General features: G+C 74.0%; 14 protein-coding genes. 8 read left to right on the top strand and 6 right to left on the bottom strand.

Annotation, left to right across the window (positions count from 1 at the left end):
• The first annotated feature begins 20 nt into the window (after positions 1-20).
• The 3 genes from AB0D45_RS13990 to AB0D45_RS14000 are packed head-to-tail and all read left to right on the top strand — an operon-like array spanning position 21 to position 2541.
• Entirely contained in the window at positions 21-626 is a 606-nt protein-coding gene (locus AB0D45_RS13990; protein ID WP_361598848.1) for a DUF5998 family protein, read from the top strand.
• A complete protein-coding gene (locus tag AB0D45_RS13995; protein WP_361598851.1) occupies positions 626-1831 on the top strand; it encodes a nucleotide pyrophosphatase/phosphodiesterase family protein in 1206 nt (401 codons plus the stop codon). Before AB0D45_RS13990 ends, AB0D45_RS13995 begins: the two co-directional genes overlap by 1 nt.
• 59 nt (positions 1832-1890) lie before the next feature.
• On the top strand, positions 1891-2541 hold the full coding sequence (locus AB0D45_RS14000; protein ID WP_330298993.1) for a thymidine kinase: 651 nt from the start codon (positions 1891-1893) through the stop codon (positions 2539-2541).
• Between the two features lie 23 nt (positions 2542-2564).
• Here the strand turns inward: AB0D45_RS14000 and AB0D45_RS14005 are convergent, their stop codons facing one another.
• A complete protein-coding gene (locus tag AB0D45_RS14005; protein ID WP_362458354.1) occupies positions 2565-3311 on the bottom strand; it encodes a VOC family protein in 747 nt (248 codons plus the stop codon).
• 119 nt (positions 3312-3430) lie between these two features.
• Positions 3431-3853 (bottom strand): nuclear transport factor 2 family protein, encoded by a 423-nt coding sequence (locus AB0D45_RS14010; RefSeq protein ID WP_362458259.1) that lies wholly within the window; start codon positions 3851-3853, stop codon positions 3431-3433.
• Between the two features lie 96 nt (positions 3854-3949).
• On the opposite strand from AB0D45_RS14010, the gene AB0D45_RS14015 reads away from it, so the two are divergent.
• Positions 3950-4522 (top strand): PadR family transcriptional regulator, encoded by a 573-nt coding sequence (locus AB0D45_RS14015; protein WP_362458262.1) that lies wholly within the window; start codon positions 3950-3952, stop codon positions 4520-4522.
• Positions 4509-5294 carry an SGNH/GDSL hydrolase family protein gene (locus tag AB0D45_RS14020; protein ID WP_362458265.1) on the top strand — a complete coding sequence of 262 codons (786 nt, stop codon included), beginning with the start codon at positions 4509-4511 and terminating at the stop codon, positions 5292-5294. Before AB0D45_RS14015 ends, AB0D45_RS14020 begins: the two co-directional genes overlap by 14 nt.
• A 6-nt stretch (positions 5295-5300) precedes the next feature.
• Here the strand turns inward: AB0D45_RS14020 and AB0D45_RS14025 are convergent, their stop codons facing one another.
• Entirely contained in the window at positions 5301-6089 is a 789-nt protein-coding gene (locus tag AB0D45_RS14025; RefSeq protein WP_362458268.1) for a VOC family protein, read from the bottom strand.
• A gap of 189 nt (positions 6090-6278) precedes the next feature.
• Here AB0D45_RS14025 and AB0D45_RS14030 point away from each other — a divergent pair, with 189 nt between their 5' ends.
• A complete protein-coding gene (locus tag AB0D45_RS14030; protein ID WP_362458271.1) occupies positions 6279-7112 on the top strand; it encodes a sulfurtransferase in 834 nt (277 codons plus the stop codon).
• Between the two features lie 48 nt (positions 7113-7160).
• On the opposite strand, the gene sepH is transcribed toward AB0D45_RS14030, so the two are convergent.
• From sepH to AB0D45_RS14045, 3 genes are all read right to left on the bottom strand, one after another.
• Entirely contained in the window at positions 7161-8192 is a 1032-nt protein-coding gene (gene sepH / locus AB0D45_RS14035; RefSeq protein WP_362458274.1) for a septation protein SepH, read from the bottom strand.
• 558 nt (positions 8193-8750) lie between these two features.
• Positions 8751-10082: a D-arabinono-1,4-lactone oxidase gene (locus AB0D45_RS14040; protein WP_361609978.1), complete on the bottom strand. Its 1332-nt coding sequence runs from the start codon at positions 10080-10082 to the stop codon at positions 8751-8753.
• Positions 10030-11289, bottom strand: coding sequence for an MFS transporter (locus tag AB0D45_RS14045; protein ID WP_361609979.1), 1260 nt, complete (start codon positions 11287-11289; stop codon positions 10030-10032). The genes AB0D45_RS14040 and AB0D45_RS14045 overlap by 53 nt, the downstream gene beginning before the upstream one ends.
• A gap of 167 nt (positions 11290-11456) precedes the next feature.
• Here AB0D45_RS14045 and AB0D45_RS14050 point away from each other — a divergent pair, with 167 nt between their 5' ends.
• Together AB0D45_RS14050 and AB0D45_RS14055 are read left to right on the top strand one after the other, a co-directional pair.
• On the top strand, positions 11457-12623 hold the full coding sequence (locus tag AB0D45_RS14050) for a ferrochelatase (protein ID WP_362458277.1): 1167 nt from the start codon (positions 11457-11459) through the stop codon (positions 12621-12623).
• Positions 12624-12635: 12 nt separating this feature from the next.
• A complete protein-coding gene (locus AB0D45_RS14055; RefSeq protein ID WP_362458357.1) occupies positions 12636-13436 on the top strand; it encodes an inositol monophosphatase family protein in 801 nt (266 codons plus the stop codon).
• Positions 13437-13452 lie beyond the last annotated feature (16 nt).

Consider the following 13452-nt stretch of genomic DNA (forward strand, 5'->3'; position numbering starts at 1 on the left):
TACCCCGCACGGGCCTTAGGATGGACCCCATGGCGAAATCCGGTACGACGACCCAGGGACTGCGCACGGCCATCGAGCGCAGCGGCTACTACCCGGCCCTCGTGGCCGAGGCGGTGGAGGCCGCGGTGGGCGGCGAGCCGATCTCGTCGTACCTGGTCCACCAGGAGACCACCTTCGACTCCAACGAGGTGCGCCGGCACGTCACCGTGCTGGTCCTGACCGGCAACCGGTTCATCGTCAGCCACACCGACGAGCAGGCCGCCGACGCCGGATCGCCGTCCCCGTACGCGACCACCTCCACCGAGTCGGTCAAGCTCGCCAGCATCTCCTCCGTGGTGCTCAGCAGGGTCGTCGCCAACCCCGAGTCGTACACCCCCGGCCAGCTGCCCCGCGAGGTCGTCCTGACCATCGGCTGGGGCGCGGTCTCGCGCATCGACCTGGAGCCCGCCGCCTGCGGCGACCAGAACTGCGACGCCGACCACGGCTACACCGGCAACTCCACCGCCGACGACCTCAGCCTGCGCGTCAGCGAGGCCGGCGACGGCCCCGAGACGGTGCGCCAGGCGCTGCTCTTCGCGCAGGCGCTCAGCGAGGCGACGGCGGCCACCTCCGGTCCCGCCCGCTGATGTCGTACTCCGCGCCGCCGAACTGGCAGGACGAACCGGAACTGCTCGACCTCGCCGGCGCCCCGGTCCCGCAGTACGGCACCGGCTCCCTCGCCGACCTGCTGCCGACCCTCGCGGCCGGCCAGGGCGTACCCGGCCTCACCGCCGGGATCGCCGAGCTGAGCCCGGCCGACCGGAACTGCGTGTTCCTGGTCGACGGCATGGGCTGGGAGCAGATCAGGGCCCACCCGCAGGAGGCGCCGTTCCTGACGTCCCTCCTCGCGGGCTCGCGCGGCGGCACCGGTCTGCCGATCACGTCCGGTTTCCCCGCGACCACCGCCACCTCCCTGGCCTCCGTCGGCACCGGCCTGCCGCCCGCCCGGCACGGCCTGCCCGGCTACGCCGTCCGCAACCCGGCCTCCGGCGAGCTGATGAACCAGCTCCGCTGGCACCCGTGGACCCCGCCCAAGCCCTGGCAGCCGTACCCGACCGTCTTCCAGCTCGCGGACGCGGCCGGAGTGCACACCGCGCAGGTGTCCGCGCCGAACTTCCAGACCACCCCGCTCACGAAGATCGCCCTCAGCGGCGGTACCTTCCACGGCCGGATGACCGGCGAGGAGCGGATGGACCTCGCCGCCATCCAGCTCGCGGGCGGTGAGCGCTCGCTCGTGTACACGTACTACAGCGAACTCGACGGCGCCGGCCACCGGCACGGCGTGGACTCCGACGCCTGGCGCGGCCAGCTCATGTACGTCGACCGCCTCGTGCAGCGCCTCGCGGAGCAGCTGCCGCCGCGGACCGCCCTGTACGTCACCGCCGACCACGGCATGGTCGACGTCCCCTTCGACGAGGACTCCCGGATCGACTTCGACGAGGACTGGGAGCTCGGCGCGGGCGTCGCCCTGCTGGGCGGCGAGGGTCGCGCCCGGCACGTCTACGCGGTGCCGGGCGCCGAGGCCGACGTACTGACCGTGTGGCGCGAGGTGCTGGGCGACCGCTTCTGGGTGGCGAGCCGCGAAGAGGCCCTGGAACTGGGCTGGTTCGGTCCGCCGGGGGAGTGCGACGAGCGCGTCCTCGGGCGGATCGGCGACGTGGTCGCCGCCGCCCAGGCCGACGTCGCGATCACCGCCTCCCGCAACGAGCCCAACGAGTCGGCGCTGACCGGCATGCACGGCTCCATGACCGCGGCCGAGCAGCTGGTCCCGCTGCTCGAGATCCGCACCTGACGGCCCCCGGCGCCCCGGTCCCCCTGCCCCGCCCCTGACCTGAAAGGTCCGTACTTCCCATGCCCGAGCTGGTGTTCTTCTCCGGAACGATGGACTGCGGAAAGAGCACCCTGGCGCTCCAGATCGCCCACAACCGCGACGCGCGGGGACTCCAGGGCGTCATCTTCACCCGTGACGACCGGGCGGGCGAGGGCAAGCTCTCCTCCCGCCTGGGGCTGGTGACGGAGGCGGTCGAGGCGCCGGAGGGCATGGACCTGTACGCGTACCTGGTCGCGCAGCTCTCGAAGGGTGGCAAGGCGGACTACGTGATCGTGGACGAGGCGCAGTTCCTGGCCCCCGAGCAGATCGACCAGCTGGCCCGCATCGTCGACGACCTCGGTCTGGACGTCTTCGCCTTCGGCATCACGACGGACTTCCGCACGAAGCTCTTCCCGGGCTCGCAGCGCCTGATCGAGCTGGCGGACCGCCTGGAGCAGCTCCAGGTGGAGGCCCTGTGCTGGTGCGGGGCCCGCGCCACGCACAACGCCCGTACCGTCGGCGGGGAGATGGTGGTCGAGGGCGCCCAGGTGGTGGTCGGCGACGTCAACCGCCCGGCGGAGGAGATCGGCTACGAGGTCCTCTGCCGCCGCCACCACCGCAAGCGGATGACCTCGGCCGCGGCCCACGCCGGCGCCCTCTCGCCGGACGTCCTCCCCGTCAACCACGCCTGACGGCCCCGGCACGCGGGCGGGCGTCAGAACCGGCCGGGCGCGGCCGGGCCGACGATGCTGAACACCGCCCCGTCGGGGTCGCGCAGGGTGCGCTCGTGCGGGAACGAGCCGGAGCCCGGGGTGGCCACGAGGCTGCCGCCCAGCGCGGTGGCCGCCTCCACCGCGGCTTCGAGGCCGGGCACCCGGAAGTGGATGCGCCAGCGCGGTCTCAGGTGCGGGTCGGGGGCCTCCGCGAGCGTCCCTCCGTGCAGGCGGGCCACCGTCCGGCCGGCGCGGCGGAGCAGGATGCGGTCGTTCTCCTCCACGTAGGCCACCTCGCAGCAGCCGGCGTGGCCGCCGGCCCACTCCAGCACCTGGCCGTAGAAGATGACGGCGTCGAAGGCGTTGCGGGTGTGCAGTTCGAGCCAGGCCGGCGCGGCCTCGCCGCCCATACCCCAGTCGGGGATGGCCTCGCCCTGCCAGATCCCGAAGACCGCCCCGTCGCGGTCGGCGGCGAGCGCGGCCCGCCCCGTGCCGAAGGACAGGGGGCCGACGGCGACGGTGCCGCTGCGCTCCAGGATCCGTGCCGCCGTGGCGTCGGCGTCGTCCACGGCGAAATACGGGGTCCAGGCGACGGGGATGGAGAGCGCGGGCGGCAGGGCGCCGAGCCCGGCCACCGGCACCCCGGAGGCGAAGCCGACGGCGAAGGCCTCGCCGAGGTGCGCGGGCCCGAATTCCCATCCGAGGACCGCGCTGTAGAACTCCTTGGCCGCGCCGAGGTCGCGGGCCATGAGGCTGACCCAGCAGGGTGCGCCGAACGTCTCGTGACTCGATGTGGACACGGTCAACCCCATCCGCCGGTGCACCCCCGGAGCCCTTCCACCCTACTCGCGGGCACCTCCCGGTGCCGTCAGGCCTCCGGGGCGAGGCCGTCGGCGACCAGGCCGGCCAGGACCGCCTGGCCCAGGGCGTGGACGGCGGACTGGGGGCGGACCATCACCGTGAACTCCTTCACCCGGCCCGCGTCGTCGAACTGGAGCAGGTCGATGCCGTGGATCTGCTTGCCTGCCACCACGGCCCGGAAGGGCAGGATCACCGACGGGGCCTCCTCGCCGTCGGCGGTCGTCTCGGCCGCGCCCTCCAGCCGCCCCAGGTAGCGCAGGTCCTCGAAGGTGCGCATCAGGACGCCGAAGAGGCCGAGCACGGCGGCCTTGCCCTCGAACGGGACGAACTTCACCGGGCTGTACAGCCGGATGCCGGGTGCGAACAGCTCGTCGAGCGCGTCGAGGTCGCGCTTCTCCACGGCGGCGCGGAAGCGTTCGGCGGTCTCCATGGCCCCTCCTCTGATCGGTGACTACTCAAGAATGCGAGTAGTCAGTTTTTTGAGTATGGTGCCGGGGCGGGCACCGAAAGGGAAGAGGGAACGGCCATGGCCTTGCGGCACGCGGTACTGGCGGCGCTGCTCGACGGCGAGTACAGCGGCTACCAGCTGGCGAAGTCGTTCGACATCGGCGTCGCGAACTTCTGGCACGCCCTGCCCCAGCAGCTCTACGCCGAACTGGCGAAGCTCGAGGCGGACGGGCTGGTCGCAGGCCGGGAGGTGGTGCAGGAATCCCGGCCCAACAAGCGGCTGTTCCGGGTCACCGACACCGGCCGGGCCGAGCTGGAGCGGTTCGCCGCGGCCCCGGCCAAGGCCTCCTCCATCCGTGACGACCTCCTCGTGAAGGTCCAGAGCGCCGACCGCATCGGCACCGCGCCGGTCATCGCGCAGCTCGAGGAGCGGGCGGCCGCCGCCGAGGCCAAGCTCGAACTCCTCCGCAAGCTGCTGCGGAACATGCGCGGCGATCTGGACGAGGACGAGTACCTGCTCCGGGGCGAACGGATCGGCGGCTACCTGACCTGCCTGCGCGGCATCGCCTTCGAAGAGGGCCACCGCGACTGGTGCCGGCGGACCGCGGACGTGCTGAGGAAGAGGAAGGGGAGCACCGGTGCGGAACAGTGAGTACCTGCGCTACGTCGCCCTGGGCGACAGCCAGACCGAGGGGCTGGGGGACGGGGACGACACGGTGGGCCTGCGCGGCTTCGCCGACCGGCTCGCCGGGCACCTGGCGGCGGCCTCCCCCGGGCTGACGTACGCCAACCTCGCGGTCCGGGGCCGGCTCGCCGGACAGGTCCGCGCCGGACAGCTCGGACCGGCCCTGGCGCTGCGGCCGGACGTCGCCACCGTCACCGCCGGGGTCAACGACCTGCTCCGGCCGCGCTTCGACGCCGCCGCGGTGGCCGGGGAGCTGGAGGAGATGTTCGCCGCGCTCACGGCCACGGGCGCCCGGGTGGCCACCGTGACCTTCCCCGACGTGGCGCGGATCGTCCCCTTGGCCCGGCCGCTGAGCCCCCGCGTGCATGACCTCAACGACCGCGTCCGCGCCGCCGCGGCCCGGTACGGGGTCGTGGTCGCCGAGACCGGCCGGGAGGCCGTCGCCACCGACCCGCGCATGTGGGCCGCCGACCGGCTCCACGCCAGCTCCCTCGGCCACGCCCGGATCGCCGCGGCCCTGGCCGAGGCCCTGGAGCTGCCCGGCAGCGACGGGACCTGGAAGGACCCGCTGCCGCCCCGCCGGCCCCGCGGCGGCGCCCGGACCGTCGCCGCCGAGCTGGCCTGGGCGGCCGGGTTCCTCGGCCCCTGGCTCGGCCGCCGCCTGCGCGGTGCCTCCTCCGGCGACGGCCGCAGCGCGAAACGCCCGCACCTGCTCCCCGTCCAGGCCTGGACGGCCTAGGCGGCCCTAAGCGGACGCCGTCCGCAGCAGGGCGAAGACCGCCCCCTCCGGGTCCGCGACCACGGCCAGCCGGCCCGTGATCCGCTCCCGGGGCGGGGTGACGATTCGGCCGCCCAGCTCGGTCACCCGGGCGGCCGCCGCGTCCGGGTCCGCCACCTCGAAGTACGTCATCCAGTGCGGCCCCCGGTCGTGCGGGAGCGACCGGCCGACCCCGTGGACGGCGGCGACCGGACGGCCCGCCAGGCGCAGGGTCAGGTAGTCGAAGTCGGCGGAGGCGTCCGGGTGCCGTTCGGCCTCGTGGCCGAAAACGTGCTCGTAGAACTTGCCCACCGTCGAGGTGTCCTGGGTGAGCAGCTCGTTCCACACCGGGGTGCCCGCCGCCCCCGCCCGCCGGGGCGCGAGGTGTCCGTCGGTCTGCCAGATCCCGAAGATCGCACCCAGCGGGTCGGAACAGATCGCCATCCGCCCCGCGGCCCCCGCGTCGAGCGGGCCCACCGCGACCGTGCCGCCGCAGGCCCGGATCGACTCGGCGGTGCAGTCGGCGTCGTCGGTCGCGAAGTACGGGGTCCACGCCACCGGAAGGTGGCGGTCCGGGGGCATCTCGCCGATCCCCGCGACCTCCTCCCCGTCGAGGAACGCCCGGACGCACGGCCCGAGCTGGGTGGGGCCGGGCTCGTACTCCCAGCCGAAGAGGTCGGCGTAGAAGTCCTCCGTGCTCCCGAGGCCGTGCACCATCAGGCTCACCCAGCACGGTGTGCCGGGTGTGCGCCGCGAAGCCCCAGATGCCTCCGTCATGTCAGCCGTCTCCTGCCGTCGTGTCCCTGTCCCCCGCGGAGTTCCCCCGCAGATGCTTCCACTCCGCACCGCCCGCCGCCCCCCGACCGGCCGCGTGGACGGCGCCCGGTACAGAGATGACCGAATCACTGCGGCCCGTCGGTGTCCGGCTTGTCACACGGGTTCGAGCGCGGGGAGGAAGATGGGCCCATGACTGCGATCCTCTCGGCCTCCGAACTGATGAACGAGCTGGCCGCTCCCCGGCCGCCGGTGCTCCTGGACGTCCGCTGGCAGCTGGGCGGCCCCGACCAGCGCCCCGCCTACGACGCGGGCCACATCCCCGGTGCCGTCTACGTCGACCTCGACCGTGAACTGGCAGGTCCGCCGGGGGACGGCGGCCGCCATCCGCTCCCGGACCCGGAGGTCTTCGGCGCCGCGATGCGCCGGGCCGGGGTGCGGGCGGACGAGCCGGTGGTCGTGTACGACGGGGGTCTGGGCTGGGCGGCCGCCCGCGCCTGGTGGCTGCTGCGCTGGACGGGGCACCCTGCGGTGCGGGTCCTGGACGGGGGGCTCGCCGCGTGGACGGCGGCGGGCGGTGCGCTGACCGCCGACGCACCGGCACCGGTCGAGGGCGATTTCAAGCCAAACCCGGGGTCGTTCGGGCTGCTGGAGGCCGACGACGCGGCCGCGCTGGCCCGCACGGGCCTGCTGCTGGACGCACGGGCGGGCGAGCGCTACCGCGGCGAGGTCGAGCCGATCGACCGGGTCGGCGGACACATCCCCGGCGCGGTGTCGGCGCCGACCACGGAGAACGTCGGCCCGGACGGGCGGTTCCTGTCCGCCGGGGAACTGCGCGCCCGGTTCGCGGCCCTGGGCGCGGCGGGCGACACCGCGGTGGGCGTGTACTGCGGTTCCGGGGTCTCCGGGGCGCACGAGGTCCTCGCGCTGGAGGTGGCGGGCATCCCGGCCGCCCTGTACGCGGGCAGCTGGTCGCAGTGGTCCTCGGACCCGGAGCGGCCCGTCGCCACCGGCCCCAACCCCTGACGCTCCCGCCGGCCGGTGGCGCCTCCCGAGGGGGCGCCACCGCGCGGGCTACTCCTGCTTCTTGCGCCGGGTGCCGAAGACGATCTCGTCCCAGCTGGGCACGGCCGCCCGGCGTCCCGGCCGGACCCCGTCGGCCTCGGCCTGCCGGTCGGTGGTGCCGGTCAGCCGCTCGCGGTGGCCCGCCACGGTGCGCGGCATGAGCACGTCCGCGTACGCCGCGCCGGCGCCGGCCGATGCCGCCGCGGCAGGGGGCTCCTCGGCCTCGGCCTCCTCGGCGGGCGGCTCCGTACGGTCGGGCACCACCAGGTCGCCCCGGAAGCTGGGCACCGCCTCCAGCAGGCTGGTCAGCGAGTCCCGTTCCTCCTCGGGCTCCGGCGGGGGCGGCGGGGCGGGCCGGTTCTCGGGCCGCTCCAGCTGCCGGTCGAGTGCGCGGTCCAGCGGCCGGTCCCGGGGGAGCCGGGCGATCCTCGGCACGAAGGGGAAGCTCGGCTCCGGCGTCGACGGCAGGTCGTCGGCCTCGCCGATCAGGGAGCGGGCCTCGTCGTCCACGGCGACGACCAGCCGGCGCGGCGGGTCGTACGTCCAGCTCGCCGAGTGCGGCTCGCCCGCCACCCGGTAGACCAGCAGGACCTCCCAGGTGCCGTCGTCGCGGCGCCAGGAGTCCCACAGCACGGAGTCCTTGTCGGCCCCGCGCAGCGAGAGGCGTTCCTGGACGGCCTCGCCGAGCTGCGGTCCGGTGTTCTCGCCGGGGCGGCGTACGGGGGTCTTGCGGGCCCGCTCGGCCATGAAGGCGCGCTCGGCCAGCACCGGACCCTCGAAGCGGCGGACCCGGTCGACCGGGATGCCGGCGAGCTGGGCGACCTCCTCCGCGGAGGCACCGGCCCGTATGCGGGCCTGGATGTCGCGGGGGCGGAGGTGGCTCTCCACCTCGATCTCGATCTGGTTCAGGCGCGCGCGGTCGTTGCGCACGGCAGCGCGCAGCCGCTCGTCGATCGGAAGCGTGTACTCCGTGCTGTCCGCAGCCTTGAGCACCAGTCGTGTTCCGTCGTTCGAGACGGCCACGACACGGAGTTCGGGCATGGGGACCTCCCGGGTGGTGCCTGCCGACGTCACGTGCGTCGCTGCTTCCGCTAGTCGAGTGTGGCCTGCCCGGGTGCAGCCTGCCACAACCTTGCCGAGTTAAACCGGCGTGTCGGGCGTGCGCCCTTGATCGACGTTATGGCACGGTTACCTGTTGGGCACGCACAGTGACCACGTGGTTACTGTGCGCAGCAGGAGCCCGTGCGATACCGCGGCATCACCGGTCTTGAGTGCCGCTTCTCCATCAGCCGGCCCCCTCTCCCGGGGTCCGGACATCCGCAAGGAAGGACGGTCCCAGGGCTCGCCACAGTACTCCATTCGGGCCACCCGGGTGGACCGCCGCGCCGCCGAAGTTGTCCCGGGCGGCGGGAGTTGGCCTGCCCGGAATCGGGTCCGCATCCGGGTCCACCTGCGTACGCGCCGGATTCGGGGTGTCCGGCTCCACGGGATCCACAGAAACGGAATGGTCCGTTCGCGCGGGTGCCGGTGAGTGGCGGCGGGCCCGGCACGGGCGCCGGCGGCGCACGGGGGCGGCCGCCGGAGCCTCCTGAGCGGGGGTCAGTCCCCGAGGACCCGCCTCAGGTAGTCGTTGCCGAACAGCCGGTCGGGGTCCAGCCGGTCCCGCAGTGCGGTGAACTCGCCGAAGCGCGGGTAGGCCGCCGCCAGGTACTCCGCGTCCCGGGTGTGCACCTTGCCCCAGTGGGGCCGTCCGCCGTGGGCGGTGAAGATGCGCTCGGCGGCCGTGAAGTAGGCCTGGTACGGGGTGCCCCGGTACATGTGCACCGCGATGTAGGCCGTCTCCCGCCCCGAGGCCGTGGACAGGGTGATGTCGTCCGCCGGGGCCGTGCGCACCTCCACCGGGAAACTGATCCGCAGGCCGGAGCGGTCGACCATGGTCTTGAGCTCCCGCAGCGCCTCGACCGCGCGCTCGCGCGGAAGGGCGTACTCCATCTCCACGAACCGGACCCGGCGGGGGCTGGTGAAGACCTTGTACGGGATGTCCGTGTAGGTACGGGCCGACAGGGCGCGGCTGGCGACGCGGGCGATCGAGGGGATGGCCGCGGGGACGGCGCGGCCGAGGGAGTTGACGGCCTGGAAGAGGCCGTTGGAGAGCAGCTCGTCCTCGATCCAGGCACTGACCGCGCCGGGCGGGGCGGCGGGGCCCTGGCTGCGGTTGTTGCGCTTGGTGTTGCAGTTGCCGGTGTGCGGGAACCAGTAGAACTCGAAGTGCTCGTTCTCCGCGACGTGCTGGTCGAACTCGGCGGTGACCCGCTCGAAGCCCATCGGCTCCTCACGGGCGGTCAGCAGGAAGAGCGGCTCCACCGCGAAGGTGATCGAGGTGAGGATGCCGAGGGCCCCGATGCCCAGCCGGGCCGCGGCGAAGACCTCGGGGTTCTCCTTCTCCGAACAGGTCATCAGCCTGCCGTCCGCCGTGACCAGCTCCAGCGCGCGGATCTGGGCGGCGATGGAGGCCGAGTCGCGGCCGGTCCCGTGGGTGCCCGTGCTCGTGGCGCCGGAGACCGTCTGCTCCATGATGTCGCCCATGTTCGTGAGCGACAGGCCCTGCCGGGCCAGGTCCCGGTTCAGGTCCTTGAGGGCGGTGCCGGCCGCCACGGTGACGGTGCCGGCCGCCCGGTCGACCGACAGGACGCCGCTGAGCGCCTGCGGCCGTACGAGCACCCCGTCGGTCGCGGCCGCCGCCGTGAAGGAGTGCCCGGTGCCGACCGCCTTCACCCGCAGCCCCTCCTCGGCGGCCCGGCGCACCGCCTCCTGGAGTTCCCCGACCGAGGCCGGAGTCACCACGCGCGCGGGCGTGGCGCGGACGTTGCCCGCCCAGTTACGCCACGCGGCCTGTCCGTTCTTCGCTGCTGCTGTCCCCGACGTCGCCATCGCTGGCTGGCTCCTCCCCTTGCGCCGGCCTCGTCAGCCGGCGGTAACCCGCGAACGCCACCGCCGCCGCGGCCACTCCCGAGGAGATCGAGACCACGAACCCGCGCTGGGCTCCGGCCGCGTCGATGACCAGACCGGTCACCGAGGAGCCGGCCGCGACCCCGACCGCCAGGCCGGTGCTGATCCAGGTCATGCCCTCGGTGAGCTTCGCGCGTGGCACGTGCGCTTCGATCAGGGCCATCGTGGTGATCATCGTGGGAGCGATGGCGAGGCCCGAGACGAAGAGCGCCACGGCCAGAAACGGAAGGTTCCCGGCCAGTAGGAGGGGGATCATACTCACGGCCATCGCACAGATGCCCAGTACCCAACGGCGTTCGGCCTTGCCCTTGAGGTGCAGCACCCCGAAGACGATTCCGGCGATACAGGACCCCGCCGCCCAGATCGCCAGGATGAAGCTGGCGGACGACTTGCTGCCCTGCTCCTCGGCGAAGGCCAGCGTGGACACGTCGATGGACCCGAAGATCGCGCCGGTCGCCACGAAGGTGGCCGTCAGCACCTGGAGGCCGGGGGAGCGCAGGGCGGACGCGCGGTCGGCGTCGGGGCTGCGCGGGTGCGGGGCGGGCTCGGTGGAGCGCTGGGCGGTGAGCAGCCAGACGCCGACGAGCAGGCAGCCCGCCGCGATCACCGGCCCGGCCTCGGGGAACCAGGTGGTGGACAGGCCGATGGCGAGGATCGGGCCGAAGATGAAGCAGACCTCGTCGACCACGGACTCGAAGGAGTACGCGGTGTGCAGCTCGCGCGGGGAGGCGCGGTACAGCTCCGTCCAGCGGGCGCGGACCATCGAGCCGACGCTCGGCACGCACCCCGCGACGGCGGCGAACACGAAGAGCGTCCAGTCGGGGAGGCCGTTCGCGGCGGCCAGCACGAGGGCGGTGACCGAGGCGACCGAGACCAGGGTCGCGGGGCGCAGCACCCGCCGCTGCCCGTACTGGTCCACGAGGCGGGACACCAGCGGGCCCATGAACGCGACGGCGAGGGCCAGGGTGCCGGTGAGGGCGCTGGCCATGGCGTAGCGGCCGGTCATCTCCGAGATCATCGTGAGGATGCCGACGCCCACCATGGATATCGGCAGCCGGCCTATGAGGCCGGCTGCGCTGAACCCCTTGGTGCCGGGGGCCGCGAAGATCGCGCGGTAGGGACTGGGCAAGGTCGCTCCGTAGGGACGTCATCGGCCCATACAGGTTATGACGGCCGACAAGGCGCCCGCATGGGGAGGAATCAACGCGTGAACTTAGGGTCACCTTACCTGCGACGCGTCCGGGATGCGGACCGGCCGGTTCTCCCCGGCGGACCCCGGGTGGCAGGATTCGGGGCATGTCAGACCAGCTCCGTTCCACCGCCGAGCCCGCGGCCGAAGGCCCCGCCGCCCCCTACGACGCCCTGCTGCTGCTCTCCTTCGGCGGCCCCGAGGGACCCGACGACGTCGTGCCGTTCCTGGAGAACGTCACGCGCGGGCGCGGCATCCCGCGCGAGCGGCTCAAGGAGGTCGGGCAGCACTACTTCGGCTTCGGCGGGGTCAGCCCGATCAACGCGCAGAACCGCGAGCTGCTGGACGCCCTGCGCAAGGACTTCGCCGAGCACGGGCTGGACCTGCCCGTCTACTGGGGCAACCGCAACTGGGCCCCGTACCTGACCGACGTCCTGCGGGAGATGGTCCGCGACGGGCGCCGCCGCATCGCCGTCCTCGCCACCAGCGCCTACGCCTCGTACTCGGGCTGCCGCCAGTACCGCGAGAACCTCGCCGACGCGCTGGCCGCCCTGGCCGAGGAGGGCCTGGAGCTGCCGCGCGTGGACAAGCTGCGGCACTACTTCAACCACCCCGGCTTCGTGGAGCCCATGATCGACGGGGTGGTGGCCTCCCTCGCGGCGCTGCCCGCCGACGTCCGCGACGGCGCCCACCTGGCCTTCACCACCCACTCCATCCCGACGGCCGCCGCCGACGCCTCCGGCCCGGTCGAGGAACACACCGAGGGCGGCGAGGGCGGCGCGTACGTCAGGCAGCACCTGGACGTGGCCCGGGTGATCGCGGACGCCGTGGCCGTGGAGACCGGCCGCGCGCACCCCTGGAAGCTGGTCTACCAGTCCCGCAGCGGCGCCCCGCACGTCCCGTGGCTGGAGCCCGACATCTGCGACCACCTCGAGGCCCTGCACGCCGACGGGGCGCCCGCCGTCGTCATGGTGCCGATCGGCTTCGTCTCCGACCACATGGAGGTCCTGTACGACCTCGACACCGAGGCCACGGCCAAGGCGGCCGAACTCGGCCTGCCCGCCCAACGCTCCGTGACGGTCGGCGCCGACCCCCGCTTCGCCGCTGCGGTACGGGAGCTGGTGCTGGAACGCGCCGCGCGCGAACGCGGCGAGCGGGCCCAAGAGTGCTGGGTGGGCAGCCTGGGCCAGAGCCACGACCTGTGCGCGGTGGGCTGCTGCCCGGCCCGCGCTCCCCGGCCGGCCGCCGCCGGCGCCGACAGCCCGTACGCGTAGGGGGACGGCATGATCTCCGAAGAGCTGAAGGCCGAACTGCTGGACGTCGCCCTGGAGGCCGCCCGGCGGGCCGGGGCACTGCTGCGCGACGGCAGGCCGGCGGACCTGGCGGTGGCCGCGACGAAGAGCAGCCCGATCGACGTGGTGACCGAGATGGACATCGCCGCCGAGAAGCTGATCACCGACATCCTCGCCGAACGGCGGCCCGCGGACGGGCTGCTGGGCGAGGAGGGCGCGGACAGCCCCGGCACGAGCGGGGTGCGCTGGGTGATCGACCCGCTCGACGGCACCGTCAACTACCTCTACGGGCTGCCCGGCTGGGGTGTGTCCATCGCGGCCGAGTTCGGGGGCGAGACGGTGGTGGGCGTCGTGGCGGCGCCGATGCGCGGGGAGACGTACCACGCGGTGCTGGGCGGCGGTGCCTGGTCGGGCCCCGCCCGGCTGGCCTGCCGGGCGGCCGCGCCGCTGGACCAGGCGCTGGTCGCCACCGGGTTCGCGTACGTCCAGACGCGGCGGGCCCACCAGGCCGAGGTGGCCGCGCGGATCATCCCGCTGGTCCGGGACGTCCGGCGCGCCGGCTCGGCGGCGCTCGACCTGTGCGACGTTGCGGCCGGGCGCCTCGACGGGTACTGGGAGCGCGGGCTCAACCCCTGGGACCTCGCCGCGGGCGACCTGATCGCCCGCGAGGCGGGGGCCCTCACCGGCGGCCGGCCCGGCCGGCCGGCCTCCGGCGAGCTGGTGCTGGCGGCCTCCCCGGCGGTCTTCGCCTCGCTCCAGCCGCTGCTGGAGGAAGCCGGGGCCTGGCACGACTGACGGCACGGCACGGCAC

Source organism: Streptomyces sp. NPDC048352, assembly GCF_040651895.1.
GTDB lineage: Bacteria > Actinomycetota > Actinomycetes > Streptomycetales > Streptomycetaceae > Streptomyces.